The sequence below is a fragment of the Kineococcus gypseus genome (assembly GCF_050871305.1).
GTDB classification, from domain to species: domain Bacteria; phylum Actinomycetota; class Actinomycetes; order Actinomycetales; family Kineococcaceae; genus Kineococcus; species Kineococcus gypseus.
The window spans coordinates 1-19,471 of record NZ_JBJLRD010000008.1; the positions used below are offsets into that span (position 1 = coordinate 1).

General features: G+C 77.1%; 19 protein-coding genes. 10 read left to right on the forward strand and 9 right to left on the reverse strand.

Annotated elements, in window-relative coordinates; all coding sequences use genetic code 11:
- From ACRYMN_RS04230 to ACRYMN_RS04250, 5 genes are all read right to left on the reverse strand, one after another.
- A partial coding sequence (locus ACRYMN_RS04230) for a hypothetical protein (protein WP_432492305.1) occupies positions 1-189 on the reverse strand: 189 nt, incomplete at its 3' end.
- Between the two features lie 67 nt (positions 190-256).
- Positions 257-1,753 (reverse strand): hypothetical protein, encoded by a 1,497-nt coding sequence (locus tag ACRYMN_RS04235; protein ID WP_432492307.1) that lies wholly within the window; start codon positions 1,751-1,753, stop codon positions 257-259.
- Positions 1,754-1,809: 56 nt separating this feature from the next.
- Complete coding sequence (locus tag ACRYMN_RS04240; RefSeq protein WP_432492309.1) at positions 1,810-2,169, reverse strand: RNA-binding S4 domain-containing protein; 360 nt, start codon at positions 2,167-2,169, stop codon at positions 1,810-1,812.
- A 12-nt stretch (positions 2,170-2,181) separates the two neighbouring features.
- Positions 2,182-3,837 carry a phosphoglucomutase (alpha-D-glucose-1,6-bisphosphate-dependent) gene (pgm, locus tag ACRYMN_RS04245; protein ID WP_432492311.1) on the reverse strand — a complete coding sequence of 552 codons (1,656 nt, stop codon included), beginning with the start codon at positions 3,835-3,837 and terminating at the stop codon, positions 2,182-2,184.
- Between the two features lie 61 nt (positions 3,838-3,898).
- On the reverse strand, positions 3,899-4,642 hold the full coding sequence (locus ACRYMN_RS04250) for a DUF1275 family protein (RefSeq protein WP_432492313.1): 744 nt from the start codon (positions 4,640-4,642) through the stop codon (positions 3,899-3,901).
- A gap of 203 nt (positions 4,643-4,845) precedes the next feature.
- Here ACRYMN_RS04250 and ACRYMN_RS04255 point away from each other — a divergent pair, with 203 nt between their 5' ends.
- The 6 genes from ACRYMN_RS04255 to ACRYMN_RS04280 all read left to right on the forward strand — a co-directional run bounded on the left by ACRYMN_RS04255 (position 4,846) and on the right by ACRYMN_RS04280 (position 12,574).
- A complete protein-coding gene (locus ACRYMN_RS04255) occupies positions 4,846-6,489 on the forward strand; it encodes an ABC transporter substrate-binding protein (protein ID WP_432492315.1) in 1,644 nt (547 codons plus the stop codon).
- A gap of 10 nt (positions 6,490-6,499) precedes the next feature.
- Positions 6,500-7,453 carry an ABC transporter permease gene (locus tag ACRYMN_RS04260; protein ID WP_432492317.1) on the forward strand — a complete coding sequence of 318 codons (954 nt, stop codon included), beginning with the start codon at positions 6,500-6,502 and terminating at the stop codon, positions 7,451-7,453.
- A gap of 98 nt (positions 7,454-7,551) precedes the next feature.
- Positions 7,552-8,406: an ABC transporter permease gene (locus tag ACRYMN_RS04265; RefSeq protein ID WP_432492539.1), complete on the forward strand. Its 855-nt coding sequence runs from the start codon at positions 7,552-7,554 to the stop codon at positions 8,404-8,406.
- Positions 8,403-10,259 carry a gamma-glutamyltransferase family protein gene (locus ACRYMN_RS04270; protein ID WP_432492319.1) on the forward strand — a complete coding sequence of 619 codons (1,857 nt, stop codon included), beginning with the start codon at positions 8,403-8,405 and terminating at the stop codon, positions 10,257-10,259. Before ACRYMN_RS04265 ends, ACRYMN_RS04270 begins: the two co-directional genes overlap by 4 nt.
- A 94-nt stretch (positions 10,260-10,353) precedes the next feature.
- Positions 10,354-11,922 carry a dipeptide ABC transporter ATP-binding protein gene (locus ACRYMN_RS04275; protein WP_432492541.1) on the forward strand — a complete coding sequence of 523 codons (1,569 nt, stop codon included), beginning with the start codon at positions 10,354-10,356 and terminating at the stop codon, positions 11,920-11,922.
- A 1-nt stretch (position 11,923) separates the two neighbouring features.
- A complete protein-coding gene (locus tag ACRYMN_RS04280) occupies positions 11,924-12,574 on the forward strand; it encodes a GntR family transcriptional regulator (protein WP_432492321.1) in 651 nt (216 codons plus the stop codon).
- Positions 12,575-12,661: 87 nt separating this feature from the next.
- Here the strand turns inward: ACRYMN_RS04280 and ACRYMN_RS04285 are convergent, their stop codons facing one another.
- The 4 genes from ACRYMN_RS04285 to ACRYMN_RS04300 all read right to left on the reverse strand — a co-directional run bounded on the left by ACRYMN_RS04285 (position 12,662) and on the right by ACRYMN_RS04300 (position 16,745).
- Positions 12,662-13,897, reverse strand: coding sequence for an AI-2E family transporter (locus tag ACRYMN_RS04285; protein ID WP_432492323.1), 1,236 nt, complete (start codon positions 13,895-13,897; stop codon positions 12,662-12,664).
- 147 nt (positions 13,898-14,044) lie between these two features.
- Positions 14,045-15,298 (reverse strand): asparaginase, encoded by a 1,254-nt coding sequence (locus ACRYMN_RS04290; protein WP_432492325.1) that lies wholly within the window; start codon positions 15,296-15,298, stop codon positions 14,045-14,047.
- Between the two features lie 74 nt (positions 15,299-15,372).
- Entirely contained in the window at positions 15,373-15,918 is a 546-nt protein-coding gene (locus ACRYMN_RS04295; protein ID WP_432492327.1) for a GtrA family protein, read from the reverse strand.
- A 131-nt stretch (positions 15,919-16,049) separates the two neighbouring features.
- Positions 16,050-16,745 (reverse strand): SPFH domain-containing protein, encoded by a 696-nt coding sequence (locus ACRYMN_RS04300; protein WP_432492329.1) that lies wholly within the window; start codon positions 16,743-16,745, stop codon positions 16,050-16,052.
- Positions 16,746-17,127: 382 nt separating this feature from the next.
- Between ACRYMN_RS04300 and ACRYMN_RS04305 the strand changes: the two genes are divergently transcribed.
- From ACRYMN_RS04305 to ACRYMN_RS04320, 4 genes are all read left to right on the forward strand, one after another.
- The gene (locus ACRYMN_RS04305; RefSeq protein WP_432492331.1) at positions 17,128-17,748 is read left to right on the forward strand and encodes a TetR/AcrR family transcriptional regulator; all 621 of its coding nucleotides are present in this window, start codon (positions 17,128-17,130) and stop codon (positions 17,746-17,748) included.
- Positions 17,745-18,305, forward strand: coding sequence for a dihydrofolate reductase family protein (locus ACRYMN_RS04310; protein ID WP_432492333.1), 561 nt, complete (start codon positions 17,745-17,747; stop codon positions 18,303-18,305). The genes ACRYMN_RS04305 and ACRYMN_RS04310 overlap by 4 nt, the downstream gene beginning before the upstream one ends.
- Before the next feature lie 45 nt (positions 18,306-18,350).
- Positions 18,351-18,773, forward strand: a complete 423-nt coding sequence (gene arfB / locus ACRYMN_RS04315; RefSeq protein ID WP_432492335.1) for an alternative ribosome rescue aminoacyl-tRNA hydrolase ArfB — start codon at positions 18,351-18,353, stop codon at positions 18,771-18,773.
- A gap of 85 nt (positions 18,774-18,858) precedes the next feature.
- Entirely contained in the window at positions 18,859-19,458 is a 600-nt protein-coding gene (locus ACRYMN_RS04320) for a dihydrofolate reductase family protein (protein WP_432492337.1), read from the forward strand.
- The last annotated feature ends 13 nt before the right edge of the window (positions 19,459-19,471 follow it).

The window sequence follows — 19,471 nt, forward strand, 5'->3', positions numbered from 1 at the left end:
GCCCTCGACGACGTCGACGAGCGCGTGCGCGCGGCCCGCCGCGCCCGCGGCCTGCAGCTGCTGACCGCGGCGCTGTCCACCGCCACCACCCGCGCCGGCGTCGTCGACGCCGTCCAGGGCGCCTGCTCCGCGCTGCCGGGCACCGCGCGCGCCCCCCCCCGCCCCGCCCCCCCCCCGCCCCCCCCCCACCCCGCCCCCCCCGCCCGCCCCCCCCCCGCCCCCCCCCCCCCCCCCCCCCCCCCCCCCCCCCCGCGGCTCACTGGTAGGAGACGAACACCGGGGAGGGCTCCACGGCGACGGTCTGCTCGGGGGTGAACGTCGGGTCGTCCTCGTCGAGGAAGTTCTTCCACCCCCACCGCAGGCCCGCCGGCCCGCCGGCCGTCAGGGCGCGGTAGGTGGCCCGCTTCATCCCCGGCGTGCCGTGGCCGTCGGCGTGCACGACGGTGACGAGCTCGTCGTGGCCGGTGTCCACCCGCTCGCGCTCGCGCACCATGGAGGTGCGGAACTGGTGCAGCAGGAACACCTTGGGCGGCAGGTCGTTCTCGCGCACCAGCTGCGCCAGCCAGTCCCCGACGGCGTTGACCTCCTGCGCGCCCACGGAGCCGATCTGCTCCAGGTGCACCTGGTCCGGCGCCAGCCGCCACTCCGGGTCCAGCGCCAGGCCCACGTGCGGGCGCCGCAGCAGCGGCTCGTACAGCCGCGCCTGGCTGAGGAAGTCCGAGCGGCCCGGCTGCAGGTCCAGCAGCACCGCCACGCCCGCGGCACCGGCGGCGTCCACCCACGGCTCCAGCTCGGCGGGGTCCACCTCGGTGGAGTGGTCGCCGTCCGCGCCCGGTGCGCCCGAGGCGACCGTGGTGATGACCTCCAGGGTCGGCACGGCCGGCAGCCCGCCCAGGCCGTCGTAGCGGGCGGCCAGCTCGCGGGCGCGCTCGATCGTCGCCCCCACGGGCTGCTCGCCCAGCAGCCCCAGGCTGGGGGTGCCCGGGTGCCCGTACAGGGCGACCATCCGCCGCCCCTCCAGCGGCAGCTGCCCGCCCCCAGGCACCTGCACCCCGGTCAGGGCGGACTCCACGCGCTCGGTGAAGACCTCCGGGGCGGCGAACGCCGGGCCCAGGCCCACCACGTGCCCGGGCGCGGCGGCGTGCAGGGCCTCGACGGTGGCGCGCTCGGCGCGCGGGTCGCCGGAGGGGACGGTGAGCACCCGCGCGCCCACGGCGCGGGCGGTGGCCGCCGCGGCGGCCTCCCACGGGGCGCCGGTGACCAGCACGACGGGGGCGTCCGCCCGCGACTGCGGCGCCGGGCGCGGGTCCCCAGCGTCCCCGGCGTCCCCGGCGTCTCGCACGTCCGGGTCCCCGCGCCCGGTGAGGGTGCGCTCGGCCCAGCTCCGCGCGGCCCCGCCGACGGTGAGCACCTCGCGCGCGCCCAGGCGGCGCACCTCCGCGGCCGCCTCCGGCCCCGGCAGCAGCAGCGGCACGCCGAGCCCGGCGGCCACCGCCGCGCCGCGCTCCATCGCGGCAGGCTCGTCGGCGGCCACCACCACCGAGGCGCTGGCGGCGACGAGGTGGGCGCTGAGCGCGGCGGCCGCCTGCGCCCCGCCGGACTCCGGGACCACGGCGGTGCGGGCGCCCGGCGCGGCGAGCCGCGCGCCGGCGGCCGCCCCCGCGGAGGCCGCGGGGCCGTCGTCGGCGCCGGGGGTGCAGGCGGACAGTGCGAGCGCCAGGGCGAGCACGCCGCTGGCCGGTCGAGCGCGCACGGCGTGCTCCCGGGGATCGGGGGTGGGGTCGGTGCGCCAGTCTGCACCCCGGGGCGTCAGCGGCCGCGCAGGCGCTCCATCTCGCGCCGGTCGCGCTTGGTGGGGCGCCCGGCGCCGCGCGCGCGGTCGCCGAACGCCCCGAAGAACTCGTCCCGCGGCGGCGGGGGAGGGGAGTTGTCGACGTAGGCCTGCGCGGCCACCGGCGCACCGACCCGCTTGGCCAGCGGCTGCACCACCTCGAAGACCTTCTCGTAGCCCTCGGCGCGCACCCGCACCTCGTCGCCGGGCACCACCTTCGTGGCGGGCTTGGCGCGCTCGCCGTTGACGCGCACGTGCCCCGCCTTGACGGCGGCCGCGGCGACGGAGCGGGTCTTGTACAGCCGCACCGCCCAGACCCACTGGTCGACTCTGGTCACCCCCGCCCCGCCTCAGGAGCCCGAGAGGACCCCGTCGACCAGTTCCTGCGCTTCGGACTGCACGCGGCGCAGGTGGTCGGCGCCCCCGAAGGACTCCGCGTAGATCTTGTACACGTCCTCCGTGCCGGAGGGGCGCGCGGCGAACCACGCGTTCTCCGTGACGACCTTCAGCCCGCCGATGCGCGCGCCGTTGCCGGGCGCCTCGGTGAGCTTGGCGACGATCGGCTCGCCGGCGAAGGTGTCGGCGGTGACCTGCTCGGCGGACAGCTTCGACAGGGTCGCCTTCTGCTCGCGGGTGGCGGCGGCGTCGCTGCGCACGTACTGCGGCGCACCGTGCCTGGCGGTCAGGTCGCCGTAGTGCTCGCTGGGGGTGCGCCCGGTGGTGGCGATGATCTCCGAGGCGAGCAGCGCCAGCAGGATGCCGTCCTTGTCGGTGCTCCACACCGACCCGTCGCGGCGCAGGAACGACGCGCCGGCGCTCTCCTCGCCGCCGAAGCCGACGGAGGCGTCGAGCAGGCCGGGCACGAACCACTTGAAGCCCACCGGGACCTCCAGCAGCCGGCGCCCGAGGTCCTCGGCCACCCGGTCGATCATCGAGCTGGACACGAGCGTCTTGCCGACCGCCGCGCCGGCCGGCCAGCCCTCGCGCGTGGAGAACAGGTACTGGATCGCCACCGCGAGGTAGTGGTTGGGGTTCATCAGCCCGGCGTCGGGGGTGACGATGCCGTGGCGGTCGGAGTCGGCGTCGTTGCCGGTGGCGACCTGGAACTCCGAGCGGCGGTCGATGAGCGAGTGCATCGCCGACGGGGAGGAGCAGTCCATGCGGATCTTGCCGTCCCAGTCCAGCGTCATGAACCGCCACGTCGGGTCCACCAGCGGGTTGACGACGGTCAGGTCCAGGTGGTGCCGCTCGGCGATGGCCGCCCAGTACTCCACGCTCGCCCCGCCCAGGGGGTCGGCGCCGATGCGCACGCCCGCGGAGCGGATCGCGTCGACGTCCAGGGCGTTCGGCAGGTCGTCGACGTAGGTGCCCAGGAAGTCGTAGCCCCGCGCGGCGGCGCGCGCCCGGGCGAACGGCACCCGCCGCACGCCCTCCAGGCCCGCCTCGAGGTAGGCGTTGGCCCGCTCCGCGATCCAGCCGGTGGCGTCGGTGTCGGCGGGCCCGCCGTTGGGCGGGTTGTACTTGAAGCCGCCGTCGCGCGGCGGGTTGTGCGAGGGGGTGACGACGATGCCGTCGGCCAGGCCGGGGCCGCTGGTGCGGATCGCCGAGCCGGAGCGGTTGGCGCGCAGGATCGCGTGCGAGACCGCCGGGGTGGGCGTGCAGGAGTCGCGGTCGTCGACGAGCACGGTGACGTCGTTGGCGGCGAGCACCTCCAGCGCGGACGTCCACGCCGGCTCGGACAGGGCGTGCGTGTCGCGGCCCAGGAAGAGCGGGCCGTCGTAGCCCTGCTCGCGGCGGTAGTCGGCGATGGCCTGGGTCGTGGCGAGGATGTGCTGCTCGTTGAAGGCCGCGTCCAGGCTGGAGCCGCGGTGCCCCGAGGTGCCGAAGGAGACCCGCTGACCCACCTCGGAGGGGTCCGGGGTGAGCGCGTAGTAGGCCGTCACGACGTGCGGGACGTCGATGAGGTCGGCCGGCTCGGCGTGCTGACCCGCGCGCGGGTTCGTCATGGTCCCTCTTCCGTCCCGGGGGCGTGCTCTCGTGCGGGTGACGATGCTGCACCCGCGGCGGTCAGCCTGCCAGCCCGTCCGCGTCGGCGGGAGCCTCGGCGCCGCGCCGGGCCGCGCGGGCGCGCAGGTGGCCCAGCAGCGCCGCGAGCAGGGTGAGCACCGCGGCGGCGGCCGGGCCCGCGGAGACGTGCCAGCGCAGCAGCGCGGCGCCGGCGGCGGCGCCGGCGAGGATGAGCACCACCGCGCCCAGCCGCCGCCGCCAGCCCTCGCCCGTGCCGCCGGCCAGGCGCGAGTCGGCCGCCAGGCCGGTGAGGGTGGAGGTCACCACGACCGTCGTGACGTCCTTGACGGCCAGGCGCCGCGCCGCGGCGGCCTGCGCGCCCATGAGCAGGCCCAGCCCCGCGGTGACCACCTGCGCCGCCGGCGGCGCGGGGGTGCCCGGCGGCACCGGCACCGCGTCGCCCAGCGCCGCCGCCACCCCGGCCAGCGCGCCCAGCCCCGCGCCGACGAGCGCGAAGACCACGGTGGAGGCGGTCGTCCACCCCGTCGCGGCCCGGCGCAGCACCCGGCCGACCACCGCCGCGCCCAGCAGGAACGCCGCCAGCGCCAGCAGCGGGCCCAGCACCGGCAGGTCCTCCGCGCCGGTCAGCGCCATGCCCAGGATGACGACGTTGCCGGTCATGTTGGCGGTGAAGACCCGGTCCAGGCCCAGGTAGCCGACCGCGTCGACGATCCCGGTGGAGAAGGTCAGCACGAGCATCAGCGCCAGGTGCCAGGTCGCCGGGCGGGCGGGTCTGCGGGGCACGGGTCCTCCGGTCGTCGTGCCCGGCGCTCGGGCGGGCGGCGTGGTCGGGCGGGGCGGTGTGGCCGGACCGTACTGGAGGGACCGGTCGCGCCGCAGACGTCACACGAGCGTCCAGCGGGCGAAACACCCGGGAAACACCCTGTCCCTACGGTGGACGGATCGTATACGTTCCACGTCCACCAGCCGGTGACGGGAGGACTTCCGTGAACACCCGGACGACGACCCGCGCAGGTGCCGCAGCAGCGGTCATCACCTGCCTGACGGCCTGCGTGCCCGTGCAGCCCGTGCGCCCCGCGCCCCCGCGCGAGGACGTGACCGGCGTGGCGATCGGCTCGCGCGCGGTCGAGGAGGGCGGTGACCTCGTCATGGGGCTCTCCTCCGAACCCGACCGGCTCGACCCGACGACGTCCTCGTCGCTCTACACCCGCTACGTCATGAACGCCGTCTGCGAGAAGCTGTACGACATCGACGCCGACGGCCGGCTCGTGCCCCAGCTCGCCACGGCGCTGCCCACCGTCTCGCCCGACGGGCTGACCGTCACGATCCCCGTGCGCACCGGGCCGGTGTTCGCCGACGGCACGCCGTTCGACGCGGCGGCCGTGGTCACCACGTTCGAGCGCAACCTCACCCTGGAGGGCTCGACGCGCAGGAGCGAGCTCGGCCCCGTCGAGGACGTCAGCGCCCCGGACCCCGCCACGGTGGTGGTGCGCTACTCCCGGCCGTTCTCGCCCCTGACCGCGGCCCTGGCCGACCGCGCCGGCATGGTCATGTCGCCCACCGCGCTGGCCGAGCGCGGCGAGGACTTCGGCGACCACCCCGTGTGCGTGGGGCCGTTCAGGTTCGCCGAGCGCGTGCCGCAGACCTCGATCACCGTCGAGCGGGACCCGCTGTACTACGCGGCCGACGAGGTCCACCTGGACTCGATCACCTACCGCATCATGAACGACGCCAACATCCGCGCCGCCAACCTGCGCTCGGGCGACGTGCAGGTCGCCGACTCCCTCTCCCCGCAGGACGTCGACGCGCTCGCCCGCGAGGAGGGCACCGGCCTGCTGCAGACCGGCTCCTACGGGTACCAGGGCGTGACGTTCAACGTCGGCAACACCGAGGGCGCCGGACAGCCGCCCGGCCGCATCGACACGCCGCTGGCCACCGACCCGCGCGTGCGCGAGGCGTTCTCCCTGGCGGTGGACCGCACCGCCCTGGTGAACTCCGTCTTCAACGACTACTACGACCCGGCCTGCTCGTTCCTCTCGCCCGACAGCACGTTCGCCACCGACGCCAGTTCCGCGTGCCCGCCGCACGACCCCGAGCGCGCGCGGCGGCTGCTCACCGAGGCGGGCGTCGAGCTGCCGTACCGCATCCGCCTGTCCACCTCGAACACCGCCGACTCCCTGCGCCTGGCGCAGGCCCTGCAGGCCAGCGTGGCCGAAGCGGGCTTCGAGGTCGAGATCGAGCCGATCGAGTACTCCACGCTGCTGGACGTGCAGTCCGACGGCGACTTCGAGGCCGTGCAGCTCGGCTGGTCCGGGCGCGTGGACCCGCACGGGAACACCAACAGCTTCCTGAGCACCGGCGCCGGCAGCAACTACTCCGGCTACTCCAGCCCCGAGGCCGACGACCTGATCCAGCGGGCCTCGCGCAGCACCGACTCCGCCGAGCGGGCGGAGCTGTACGGCCGGCTCGTGCAGGTCGTCCAGCGCGACAACCCGATCGTCTACCTGTACCGCCAGCGCAGCATCACCGGGTACGTCGCCGAGGGCGAGGACGCCGTGGCCGGGATCGAGACCTACTCCGACGGCGTGGTGCGGCTCAGCCGCGCCGCGTTCGTCCAGAGCGACGAGTGAGGAGAGCGCCGTGGCACGTTTCCTGCTGACCCGCCTGGGGCAGAGCGTCGTGACGCTGCTGCTCGCCTCGATCGTCGTCTTCGCCGGGGTGCGCGCCCTGCCGGGCGACCCGGCCCTGGCCGCCGCCGGCGAGGAGGCCACCCCCGAGACCGTCGCCGCCGTGCGCGCCGAGCTCGGCCTGGACCAGCCCCTGCCGGTGCAGTACTGGCGCTTCCTGACCGACCTGCTCTCCGGGGACCTCGGCACCTCGGTGCGCACCGGCACGCCCGTGACCGAGCTCATCGGCGCGACGCTGCCGGTGACGGCGTGGCTGTCGGCGTACGCGCTGCTCGTCGCGCTCGCCGTCGGCCTGGCCGGCGGCGTGCTGGCCTCGGTGCGGCGCGGCTGGCCGGAGTTCTCCCTGAACTCGCTGTCGCTGCTGGGGCTGAGCGTGCCCAGCTTCTGGCTGGGGCTGCTGGCGATCCTCTACCTGGCCGTCGGCGCCGGCTGGTTCCCCGCCTCCGGGTACGTCTCGCCCGCGGAGGACCCGCTGCGGGCGCTGCACCACCTGACCCTGCCCGCGCTCGTGCTCGGCGCCGGGATCGCCGCGGTCGTCATGCGCCAGACGCGCGCGTCGATGCTGCAGAACCTCTCCGCCGACTACGTGCGCACCGCCCGCGCCGGGGGCGCCTCGCGCTCGCGGGTGGTGCTGCGCTTCGCGCTGCGCAACTCCCTCGTCGTGGTCGTCACCCTCGTCGGCCTGCAGCTCGGCGGGCTGATCTCCGGCGCGGTGGTCACCGAGCGCATCTTCGGGCTGCCCGGGTTCGGCAAGCTCACCCTGGACTCGGTGTTCAGCCGCGACTACCCCGTCATCGAGGGCGTCGTGCTCGTCGTCACCCTCGCCTACGTCCTCATCAACCTCGCGGTCGACGTGCTGTACACGGTGCTCGACCCCCGCATCCGCGTCGCGGGAGGCTCCCGGTGACCAACACCCCCGACACCTCGCCCACCCCGGGCACCACCCCGGGCACCACCCCCGGCGCCGCCCCCGGCGCCACCGCCGTCGCGCCCGCGCCCGGCCGGCTGGAGGTCGACCTCGGCGCCGACCGCTGGCGGGTCCTGCGGCACGTGCTGCGCGACCGCCTCGGCCTGGCCGGGGCCGTGCTGCTCGTGCTCGTCGTCGCGGCCGCCGCGCTGGCGCCGCTGCTGGCCCCGCACCCGCCCACGCAGGTGCACTTCGAGACGCCCTTCCAGCAGCCGCGCACCGTGGGCTTCCCGCTGGGCACCGACGACCTCGGGCGCGACGTCCTCTCCCGGGTCCTGTTCGGCGCGCGCGCCTCGCTGCAGGTGGGCGTGCTGGCCGTGGCGCTCTCGGTCGTCGTGGGCACCGCGCTGGGGCTGGCCGCCGGGTACTGGCGCCACCTGGACGCGGTGGTCTCGCGCCTGACCGACCTGGCGCTGGCCTTCCCGTTCCTCGTGCTGGCCGTGGGGCTGGCCGCGATCCGCGGGGCGAGCCTGTCCAACGCCGCGATCGCCCTGGGCGTCGCGCACGTGCCGCAGGTGGTGCGCGTGGTGCGCGCCGAGACGCTGCGGCTGAAGGGCGCCGACTACGTCCTGGCCGCCCGCACGATGGACTCCTCCGGCGCGCGCATCCTCGCCACCCACGTGCTGCCCAACGCCCTGCCCGCCGTCGTCGTGCAGGCCACCGTCATCATGCCCGCGGTCGTCATCGGCGAGGCGCTGCTGTCGTTCCTCGGCCTGGGGGTGCAGCCGCCCTCGCCCAGCCTGGGCATCATGCTCTCCGACGCGCAGCAGTACATCTTCCGCGCGCCGTACGCCGCGCTGTTCCCCGGCCTGGCGATCGTGCTCATCTGCCTGGCGTTCAACCTGCTCGGCGACGCCCTGCGCGACGCCCTCGACCCCGGAGGATCCCGGTGACCACGACCCCCGCCCCCACCGCGACGGCGACCCGGCCCGCCGGCCCGAACCCGGCGTTCACGCCGCCGCCGGCGGACACCACCCGGCCCACCCTGCGCGGCACGTTCGGGGTGACGGCCTCCACGCACTGGCTGGCCACCGCCACCGGCCAGTCCGTGCTCGAGCGCGGCGGCAACGCCTTCGACGCCGCCGTGGCCGCCGCGTTCGTCCTGCACGTCGTCGAGCCGCACCTGAACGGGCCCGGCGGCGACGTGACCGCGGTGTTCGCCACCGCCGCCGACCCCACCCCCGTCGTGCTGAACGGGCAGGGGCCGGCGCCGGCCGCCGCGACGATCGGGCACTACCGCGGCGAGGGCCTGGACCTCGTGCCCGGCGCCGGCGGGCTGGCCGCCGCCGTGCCCGGCGCCGTGGACGCCTGGGTGGTGCTGCTGCGCGACCACGGCACGTGGGAGCTCGCCGACGTCCTCGAGCCGGCGATCGGCTACGCCCGCGACGGGCACCCCGCCGTCGCCCGGGTCGGCACGACCATCGCCTCGGTGGCCGAGCTGTTCCGCGAGCACTGGACCACCTCGGCCGACCTGTGGATGCCGGGCGGGGAGGTCCCGCGGGCCGGGGACGTCATCACCAACCCGGCGTGGGCGCGCACCCTGCAGCGCCTGCTCGACGCGGGCGCGGGCGCCGGCTCCCGCACCGAGCGCATCGAGGCGTTCCGCCGCGAGTGGCGCGAGGGGTTCGTCGCCCGCGAGGCGGTGCAGTTCCTGCGCACCCCGCACCGGCACTCCACCGGCACCGACCACGCCGCCGTGATCGAGGTGGCCGACTTCGCGGCGTTCTCCGCCGGGTACGAGGACGCCTGCACGCTGGAGTTCCGCGGCACCACCGTCGCCAAGACGGGCCCGTTCGGGCAGGGGCCGGTGCTGCTGCAGGCGCTGGCGATCCTCGACGGGTTCGACGACGCCGACCTCGACCCCGCCACCGAGCGCGGCGCGCACGTCGTGCTGGAGGCGCTCAAGCTCGCGCTGGCCGACCGCGACGCGCACTACGGCTCCGCCGCCGACCCGGCCGTCCTGGCGCACCTGCTCTCCCCGGGCTACGCCGCCGAGCGCCGCGCCCTGATCGGCGAGCGCGCCAGCCACGAGTTCCGCCCCGGCCGCGTCGGCGGCGCCGCGCCGTTCGTGCCGCCGCTGCGCACGGACGTGCCGGGGGTGGCGGGGGTGGGCGAGCCGACCCTCGGCGAGCCCACCGTGGAGGCCACCGGCACCACCCGAGGCGACACCTGCCACGTCGACGTCGTCGACCGCTGGGGCAACGTCGTCTCCGCGACCCCCTCCGGCGGGTGGCTGCAGTCCTCGCCGACGGTCCCCGGGCTGGGGTTCTGCCTGGGCTCGCGGCTGCAGATGACGTGGCTGGAGGAGTCCTCGCCCTCCGCGCTGCGCCCCGGGCAGCGCCCGCGCACCACGCTGACGCCCACCCTGCTGCTGCGCGACGGCGTGCCCGTGGAGGCGCTGGGCACTCCCGGCGGCGACCAGCAGGACCAGTGGCAGCTGCTGTACCTGCTGCGCACCCTCGTGGGCGGCTACGAGCCCCAGCAGGCGATCGACGCGCCCGCCCTGCACACCACCTCCATGCCCGGCTCGTTCTGGCCGCGCACGTGGACCCCGGGCGGCGCCGTGGTCGAGGACCGCCTCGGCGAGGATGTCATCGCCGGGCTGGAGCGCCGCGGGCACGTCGTCACCCGCGCCGGCTCCTGGACGCTGGGCCGGCTCTCGTGCGCCGGGCGCGACCCGGCCACCGGGGTGCTGCACGCCGCCGCGAACCCCCGCGGCGCCCAGGGCTACGCGGCGGGGCGGTGAGGGCGTGAGCGAGCACGGCACCCCCACCGGACCCGTCCCCGGCGCCCCCGCGACCCCCGGCGCTCCCGGCGCTCCCGGCGCCACGGGCGAGGAGCTGCTGCGCGTCGAGGGCCTCGACGTCGGCTACACCACCGCCGCCGGCACCGCGCAGGTGCTGCACGGCGTGGACCTGACGGTGCGCCGCGGGCAGCGCGTCGCCGTCGTCGGCGCCTCCGGCTCGGGCAAGTCGACCACGGCCGCCGCCGTCCTCGGCCTGCTGCCCGGCACCGGCCGGGTGACCGGCGGGCGGATCACCGTCGGCGGCGAGGACGTCACCGCCGCGCTGCGCGCCGGCGACGAGCGCCGCCTGCGGCGCCTGCGCGGGCGGCAGGTCGGCCTCGTCCCGCAGGACCCGATGTCCAACCTCAACCCCTCCGCGCGGGTGGGCCGGCAGGTCGCCGCCGTGCTGGAGGTCCACGGCCTGGCCCGCGGCTCGGCCGCGCGCGAGCGGGCCGTGCAGCTGCTGACCGAGGCGGGCATCCCCGACGCGGCCCGCCGTGCCAGGCAGTACCCCCACGAGTTCTCCGGCGGGATGCGCCAGCGCGTGCTCATCGCGATGGCGCTGGCCGCCGAGCCGGAGCTGCTCGTCGCCGACGAACCCACCTCCGCGCTCGACGTCACCGTGCAGCGGCAGATCCTCGACCACCTGGAGCGGCTGACCGCCGCCCGCGGCACCTCGATGCTGCTCATCACGCACGACCTGGCCCTGGCCGCCGAGCGCTGCGACGAGGTCGTGGTGATGTCGGAGGGCCGCGTGGTCGAGCGCGGCCCGGCGCGCGCCGTCCTGCACGAGCCGCAGCACGAGTACACCCGCCGGCTCGTGGCCGCCGCACCGGCCGCCGCCGCGCGCACCGAGCCGCGCGCCGCGCCGCCGCGGGCCCGCGACGCCGAACCCGTCCTGGTGGTGCGCGACCTCGTCAAGGAGTACCGCGTGCGCGGGCAGCGCGAGAAGCTGCGCGCCGTCGACGGGGTCTCCTTCGCCGTGCGCCCGGGCACCACCACGGCCGTGGTGGGCGAGTCCGGCTCGGGCAAGTCCACCACCGCCAAGCTGGTCCTGGGCCTGGAGGAACCCACGTCCGGCACGGTGCGCACCACCGGCGGCCGGCGCGAGCTGCAGCCGGTGTTCCAGGACCCCTACGGCTCCCTGGACCCGACGATGACGGTGGAGCGGCTGGTCGACGAGCCCCTGCGGGCGTTCCGCGTGGGCGACGCGCGCAGCCGCCGCGCCCGCGTCGGCGAGCTGCTCGACCACGTGGCGCTGCCGCGCTCGCTGGCGCAGCGCCGCCCCTCGGAGCTCTCGGGCGGGCAGCGCCAGCGCGTCGCGGTCGCCCGGGCGCTGGCGGTGGACCCCGCGCTCGTCGTGTGCGACGAGGCCGTCTCCGCCCTCGACGTGCTCGTGCAGCAGCAGGTGCTGCAGCTGCTGGAGCGCCTGCAGGACGAGCTGGGGCTGAGCTACCTGTTCATCACCCACGACCTGGCCGTCGCCCGGCACGTCGCGCACGACGTGCTGGTGATGCGCCGCGGGTGCGTGGTGGAGCAGGGACCCGTCGACGACGTGTTCGACGCCCCGCAGCACGAGTACACCGCCGAACTGCTCTCGGCGATCCCGGGACGGGCCGCCTGAGGTGGGCGCGTCCGCGGAGCGGGTCACCGCCGCGCTGCGCGCCGACGTGCTCTCCGGCGCCCTGGCGCCCGGTGCGCGGCTGACCGAGCCGCTCCTGCAGGAGCGCTACGGCACCTCCCGGGTGCCGGTGCGCGAGGCGCTGCGCGCGCTGGCGGGGGAGGGGTTCGTGCAGCTGCGCCCCAACGCGGGCGCGCGGGTGGCCGACGTCCCCGTCGACGACCTCGCCGACCTCTACGCCGTGCGGCGCGTGGCCGAGGGCGTCACCGCGGCGCGGTGCGCGCAGCGCGTGGCCGCCGGCCGGGGCGGTGAGCTGGTGGCGGAGCTCGAGCAGCTCGTGGAGGAGGGTTTCGCCGCCGTCGCCGCGGACCGCCGCGCCGACGGCGCGCGCCTGAACGCGCAGTTCCACCACGCCGTCGCGCGCGCCTCGGGCGCGCGCAGCATGGAGCAGGTGCTGCGCTGGGCCTCGGACCGCATCCAGTGGGCCTACGCCACCACCGTGCCGCAGCAGGGCGAGCGGGCGTGGACGGAGCACCGGCGCATCACCCGCGCCATCGCCTCCGGCGACCCCGAGCGCGCCGCGGAGGTCATGGAGCGGCACGTCAGCGCCTCCGCGCGCAGCTTCCGGGCGCCCGGCGCCGCCCGCGGGGCTTGAGCGGCCCGGACACCGGCGCACCACGCACGAGCGCCCGCCCACCGGCCCCTCGGGGCCGGTGGGCGGGCGCTGAGGTGCGGGCGGGTGTCAGGCGGAGCGGTGGGCGTGCTCGTCGGGCAGCTGCACCGTGCGGTGGGCCGAGCCGGTGCGCGAGCCGGGGTGCGAGCCGGTGTGCTGGCCGGCCTGCAGCGCCGGTTCGCGCTCCTCGCCGACAGTGGGTTCGGCCTTGGGCCGCCCGCGCCGGTGGTCCCACACGTCGCGCGCGATGACCTGGATGATGCTGGCCACCGGGATCGCCAGCAGCGCGCCGAGGATCCCGGCGAGCTCCACCGCCACGAGGATGGCGATGATGACGGCCAGCGGGTTCAGCTTCACGGTGCGCGCGAAGATCAGCGGCTGCAGCAGGTGGTTCTCCAGCTGCTGGTAGACCAGGAAGAACACCACGACGACGATGCCGGCGGTCGGGGACTCCACGAACCCGGCCACCGCGGCGACGACCGCGCCGATGGTGGCGCCGACCAGCGGGATGAGGTCGGCGATGCCGACGAACAGGGCGATCAGGCCGGCGAACGGCACGCCCACCACCTTCAGCACGACGTAGGTCAGCGTGCCGCAGATGAGGCTGATGAGCAGGTTGCCCGAGAGGTACCCGGTGACGGACTTCGCGCAGTCGTGCCCGACGGTGCGCAGGCGCGCGCCGGTGGTGGGCTTGAAGAGGTTCACGAAGCCGTCGACGACCTTCGGGCCCTCGAGCACCATGAGGTACGCCAGGACGAAGATGGTCGCCGCGCCGGCCAGGCCGGTGGCCACGCCCGAGAGGACGCCGGCGGCCGGGGTGGTCAGGCCGGTAGCGAAGGAGCGGATGCGGTCCTGGTTGTCCTGGACGTACTGCAGCGCGTTGGTGCGCTCCAGCAGGTCGCCCACCGGGCCGCGGCCGGCGCGCGCGTCGTCGATGAGCTGGGGCAGCTGGGCCGCGAACCGGGTGCCCTCCTGCGCCAGCGGGACGACGAACAGGGTCCCGATCCCGCCGAGCAGGGCGACGATGACGAGGAACACCAGCAGCGTCGCCAGGCCGCGCCGGCGGCCACCGAGCAGCGTGCGCTCGACCCAGCCGACGACCGGGTACAGGGCCACGGCGAAGAAGACCGCGACGACGATCCAGGTGATGACCTGGAGGGTGTGCAGGACGACGTACAGCAGGAACGCCGTCGCCAGCAGCAGGCCGATCGCCGTGACGATCGTGCGGACCGTGCCCGAAGAGGGGGCGCGGTCGTCGGAGATGCCGCCGAGGGCCGGGGCCCTGCCGGGTGTGGGAGCAGTCACAGGGAACGATGGTGCGGCCACCGCGCGTCGCGCGCGAGGCGAGGCGCGAGGCGAGGCGCGGGGCGCGGCGCGGGGACGGGGCGCGCGGGGCGGGGCGCGCGGGGCGGGTGCCCGGGAGCGGTGCGGCCGCCCCCGGGCGCGCCGGCCTCAGCCGAACTCGGGGCTGCCCAGGCCGTCCACCCACGCGCGCACCTGCGCCTCGTCGTCGGTGAACGCCAGCGACAGCAGCAGCAGCAACCGCGCCTTCTGCGGCAGCAGGTCCTCCATGGCCACCACCCCGGGCGCGGGCTCCTCGCCCTCGTAGATCGCCCCGGACCCGGTGCGCGTCGTGGTGCCGAAGAGCACGCCCCGCTCGATCGCGGCGGTGCGGGCCTCGCGCATGGCCGGGGAGATGCCGCCCGCACCGGTGCCGGCGGTGACCACGCCCTCCACCCCGGCGTCGGCGAACGCGGAGATCGCCTCCCCGCCGGCCTCCTGGTACGAGTAGGCGATCTCCACCCGCGGCAGGTCCTGCGGGGCGATCCGGGAGACGTCGAACGGGGTGGCCCAGCGCTTCGTCCCGCACAGCTCGGCGCGCGCCGGTGCCCGGCGGGTGGTCACGTGGGTCTCGTCGACCACGCCGAGGGCGCCGAACCGCCCGCCCTCGAAGGTGTCCATGCGCAGCGCGTCGGTCTTGGTCACCTCCCGCGCGGCGTGGAACTCGTCGTTGAGCATCAGGACGGTGCCGAAGCAGCGCGTGTCGCCGCTGGCGGCCAGGCGCACCGCGTTGAAGAGGTTGGCCGGGCCGTCGGCGCCGATGACGTTGGACGGGCGCATCGCGCCGGTGAGGACGACCGGCTCGTCGCTGCGCACCGTCAGGTCCAGCCAGTAGGCGAACTCCTCCATGGTGTCGGTGCCGGTGGTGACGACCACGCCGTCGGAGGTCTTCAGCGCCTCGTCCACGGCCAGGGTCAGCTCGCGGAACTGCTCGATGGTGTACCCGCTGGAGCCGGCGTTGCCGAACTGCACCGTGCGCACCTCGGCCACCGCGCCGAGCTCCGGCTGCAGGGCGCCGACGAGGTCCGCGATCGGCACCTGCCCGGCCCGGTAGGTCTGCAGGGCGTCGCGCGAGTCGGCCAGGCCGGCGATGGTGCCGCCGGTGCCGATCACCGTGATCCTCGGCAGCCGCTCCGGACCGGGTCGGCGGCCCTCCGCGGCGGCCGGGGCGGCTGCGACAGCCGGGGCCGCCGTCGCCGGCGCGGCGGCGGGTGCGGGTGCCGCGGCGGCTGCGGCCACAGCGGCGGGGGCGGCGGCGGGTGCGGGGTTCGCGCCGGCGGGCAGCACGGTGGACGCGCCGAGGGCGACCCCGGCCGCCAGGGTTCCCGAGACGAGGGCGGTGGTGAGCGTGGAACGACGGGACACGGGGTTCCTCTCCGGTGGTGGGCGCCGGGAGCACCCGGCGCGCCGCACCCTAGGGACCTGCTGTGTCCCGGCTGTTACGACGAGCGACGCACCGCAACACCGCCGAAACGTGCCCCCGGGAGCTCGCCCACCGGGGTGCGCAGCACCGCCCGCAGGAGCAGGAAGTTCACCGTCCCGACCGCCGCGGTGGTGAGCTGGACGACGAGCAGGGCCGCCAGGTGGCCCGCCAGCGGGAACAGGTGCTGCTGCGCCAGCAGGGCGCCGGTGCTGGCGGCCAGCCCGGCCGCGGCGGCCGCCCCGCCCGTGCCGTGCCCGCGGTACCAGGGGGTGCGGGCGGCGGCGCGGAAGGTGAAGCGGCGGTGCAGTTCGGTGGTCACCAGGGTCGACAGGGCGGTGGCGAGCACGTGGGCCACCGCTGCGGGCAGCGCGGCCGCCGCGAGGAACACCGCGGCGTGCGCGGCGTTGCCCGAGAGCCCCGCCGCCGCGAAGCGCAGCAGCGTCCACGCCTCCGCCCGGCGGGTGCGCCCGGCCACCGCCGGGGCGCCGGCGAGCGGGCGGGGCGCCGGGCGGGGCGCCGGGCGGACCGGCGGCGCGGGCGCGACGCGTGCGGCGGTGTCCACGGCGACAGCCTCCCGGCGCCGGCCGGCGCACCGCGTCGGCGCCCGGTGGGCTCCGCCCTGCTCCCCGGGCACGACGCGCCCGGCCCGCGGGTCCACCCGTCGGGGGACCCGCGGGCCGCCGTGCGGAGGTCCTAGGACGCCTCGGCCCCGCCCGCTGCAGCCCCGCCCACCGCGGCGCCGAGGTGCAGCACGACCTGCCCACCGCCCTCGGCCGCCGCCTGCACCGTCCGCAGCTGCAGCAGGGCCGGGTTCTGCTCCAGCGCGCGCGTGCCGTTGGCCAGCGCCCGCAGCGCCGCCGTCTCCCCGCGGGCGCGCTCCAGCCGCGCCTGCGCCTCCAGGCGCGCCGCCGACACCTCCAGCAGCGCCCTGCGCACCTCGCCGGGCACGGCGACGTCGCGCAGCGAGACCTCGAGCACGTCCACGCCCAGGCGCGCGGCGGCGGGCGCCACCGCGGCCGTCAGCTCCGCCGTCGCCCCGGCCCGGCCGCTCACCACGTCGTCGACGGCCCGGGCCGCGACCCAGTCGCGCGCCGCGACCTGAGCGGCCAGCCGCAGGTCGTCCACGGGGTCCGCGGAGACCACCAGGAACGCGACCGGGTCCGCCACGCGGAAGCGCAGCGCCACCGAGAACCGCACCCCCGGCACGTCGGCGGCCGCGCTCTCCTGGCTCGTCAGCAGCACCGTGCGCTCGCGCACGTCCACGCGCTCCACGCTGCGCCGCCACGCCCGCCCCGGCAGGCGGTGCCGCCCCGCCGCCAGCACGGCGGCGACGACGCCGTCCACGCGCACGACGGCGCGCTCGGACTCGGTCACGGTCAGGCGGGTCACGGTGCTGCTCTCCTCCGGTCTCGTCGCGCGCCCCGCGCGCTGGACGGCCACCACCACCCGGGGGCGGCCGCGGCGGGGACCACCGGTGGTGCCGGTGGCCCGCTGGCCGCGGCCGGCGGTCCGCCCCGCGGGGGGCGGCGGGTGGCGGCGGCCGCCACGGAGGGGTTGAACCTCAGCGTCCACAGCGCTGCGCCGGGGCGTGCCCGCCCGTGCGCGGGACCCGGGCCGGCGACGCCGGTGGGCCGCTGGCGGGCACGCCCCGAGGGTCGCACGGGCGACCGCCGCGGGTCGTGGGGTTTTCACCCGGACGGGGGCGCTGGCGCGGCGGAGGGCTGGGCGGTACGTTCGTGAACGACTGTTGAGTAACCAGGAGGGGGCTCCCGTGGCGCGACCGCGCACCGTCAGCGACGAGGACGTCCTCGCCGCGACCGCCCGCGCGCTGCACCGCCACGGCCCGGCGGCGGCGACGCTGCGCACCGTCGCGGCGGAGGCGGGCGTCACCGCCGGTGCGCTGGTGCGCCGCTTCGGCTCCAAGCGCGACCTGCTGCTCGTGTTCGCCTCCCGGGCCGCCGACGGCGTGCCGGGGGCCTTCGCGGCCGCGCGCGCCGCGCACCCCTCGCCGCTGGCGGCCCTGCACGTGGTGCTGGCCGAGCAGGTGGCCGACACCGACGACCGGGACGCGCTGGTGCACGGGCTGCGGTTCCTGCTCCTCGACGTCACCGACGAGGAGTTCCGCGCCCGCGCCGCCGCGCACGCCGGGCGGGTCCGCGAGGGCGTGGCGGGCCTGCTCGCCGACGCCGTCCGCGCGCGGGAGCTGCGCGCCGGCACGGCCGCGGCGGACCTGGCGCGCACCGTGCACCTGACCGCGAACGGCCTGCTCGTGCTCTGGCCGATCACCGGCGGCGGCCCGCTGCGCGAGGAGCTGCGCGCCGCGGTCGACGCCGTCCTCGACCCCCACCGCCCCCGCCCCCGCACCCGCACGACCACCGGAGGAGACCCGTGACCCCCGTGACCCCCGACACCCCGCCCGCCGGCGCCCCGTTCACCGGTGCCGTCTTCATCGGCACCAGCCTCGACGGCTCCATCGCCCGGCCCGACGGCGACATCGACTGGCTGACCTCGCGCGGCGAGCGCGCCGGCGACACCGGTTACGAGGAGTTCGCCGCGTCCGTGGACCACCTGGTGGTGGGGCGCGCCACCTACGAGAAGGTCCTCACGTTCGGCGAGTGGCCGTTCGGGGACCGCCCCGTCCTGGTGCTCAGCGCCACCCTCGCCGAGGACGCGGACCCGCGCGTGCGCGTCGTGCGCGACGTGGACGCCCTGGTCGCCGCCCTCACCGCCTCCGGCGCCCGCCGCGTGCACGTCGACGGCGGCCGCACCGTCAGCTCGATGCTCGCCGCGGGGCTGGTGCACGAGCTGACGATCACCACCGCGCCGGTGCTGCTGGCCGAGGGGCTGCCGCTGTTCGCGCACCTGGGCCGCGACGTGGCGCTGGAGCACCGCTCCACGCGCGTGCTGGGCGCGGGGTTCGTGCAGTCCACGTACGCCGTCGTGCCGTGAGGCCCGGCGCGGAAGCTCCGGCGCGCCGGAGCCGTTGAGGAGGACGTGGACGACGTGCGGGTGGGCCCAGCGGTGACCGTGCCCGCCGCGGAGCTGACCGAGCGGTTCTCCCGCTCGAGCGGCCCGGGCGGTCAGGGCGTGAACACCACCGACTCGCGCGTGGAGCTGTCCTTCGACCTCGCGCGCTCGGCGGCCTTCCCCGAGCACCTGCGCGAGCGCGCCCTGGCCCGGTTGTCCTCGCGCCTGGCCGGTGGGGTGCTCACCGTGGTCGCCAGTGAGCACCGCTCGCAGCTGCGCAACCGCGAGGCCGCGCTGGAGCGGCTGCGCGAGCTGCTGCGCGACGCCGTCGCCCCCGCCCCGCCGGCGCGGCGCCCCACGAAGCCCACGCGCGGCTCCCAGCGCCGCCGGCTGGAGGGCAAGCGCCAGCGCGGCGAGGTCAAGCGGCTGCGGCGCAGCACCGGCGACTAAGCGGCGCACCCGCCCGGCACCGCTGAGTCCGCGCCCCACCGGTGGTCAGCAGGTCAGGACGCACCGGACGGCCGAGGAGGACGACGTGCACGAGCTCGTGGTGGTGGAGAACGTCTCGCTGGACGGGGTGGCGCAGGCGCCGGGCCGTCCCGACGAGGACACCCGCGGCGGTTTCGACCTCGGCGGGTGGGCGAGCCGGTGGCTGGCCGACGACCCCGAGGCGGGGCGGGCCGCGCTGGCGGGGACGGGCGGCACCCGCGCGCTGCTGTTCGGCCGGCGCACGTACCACGACCTCGTGGGCCACTGGCTGGGCGCGCAGGAGCCGAACCCGTTCGCCGAGGTCCTGCGCACCACCCCGAAGTTCGTCGCCTCCCGCTGCGCGGAGCCGCCCGGCGGCCTGTCGTGGCCGGCCTCGACGCTGCTCCCCGGCGAGGCCGCCGGGACGGTCGCGGCGCTGAAGGAGCGCGGCGAGGGCGACCTCGTCGTCCTGGGCAGCGTGAGCCTCGTGCGCGCCCTGACCGCCGCCGGCCTGGTGGACCGGTTCGTGCTGACCACGCTGCCCGTGGTGCTCGGCCGCGGCACCCGCCTGTTCGAGGGCACCGCGCTGGACCTGGAGGTGGTCTCCAGCACGACGACGCGCGCCGGGGCCGTCGTGGCGACGCACCGGGTGCGCCGCACCCGCTGACGCGCCCGGGTCG

Excerpts from the sequence above, each read along its gene's own strand:
- pgm (WP_432492311.1), bottom strand. The coding sequence starts at position 3,837 with ATGACGAACCCGCGCGCGGGTCAGCACGCCGAGCCGGCCGACCTCATC.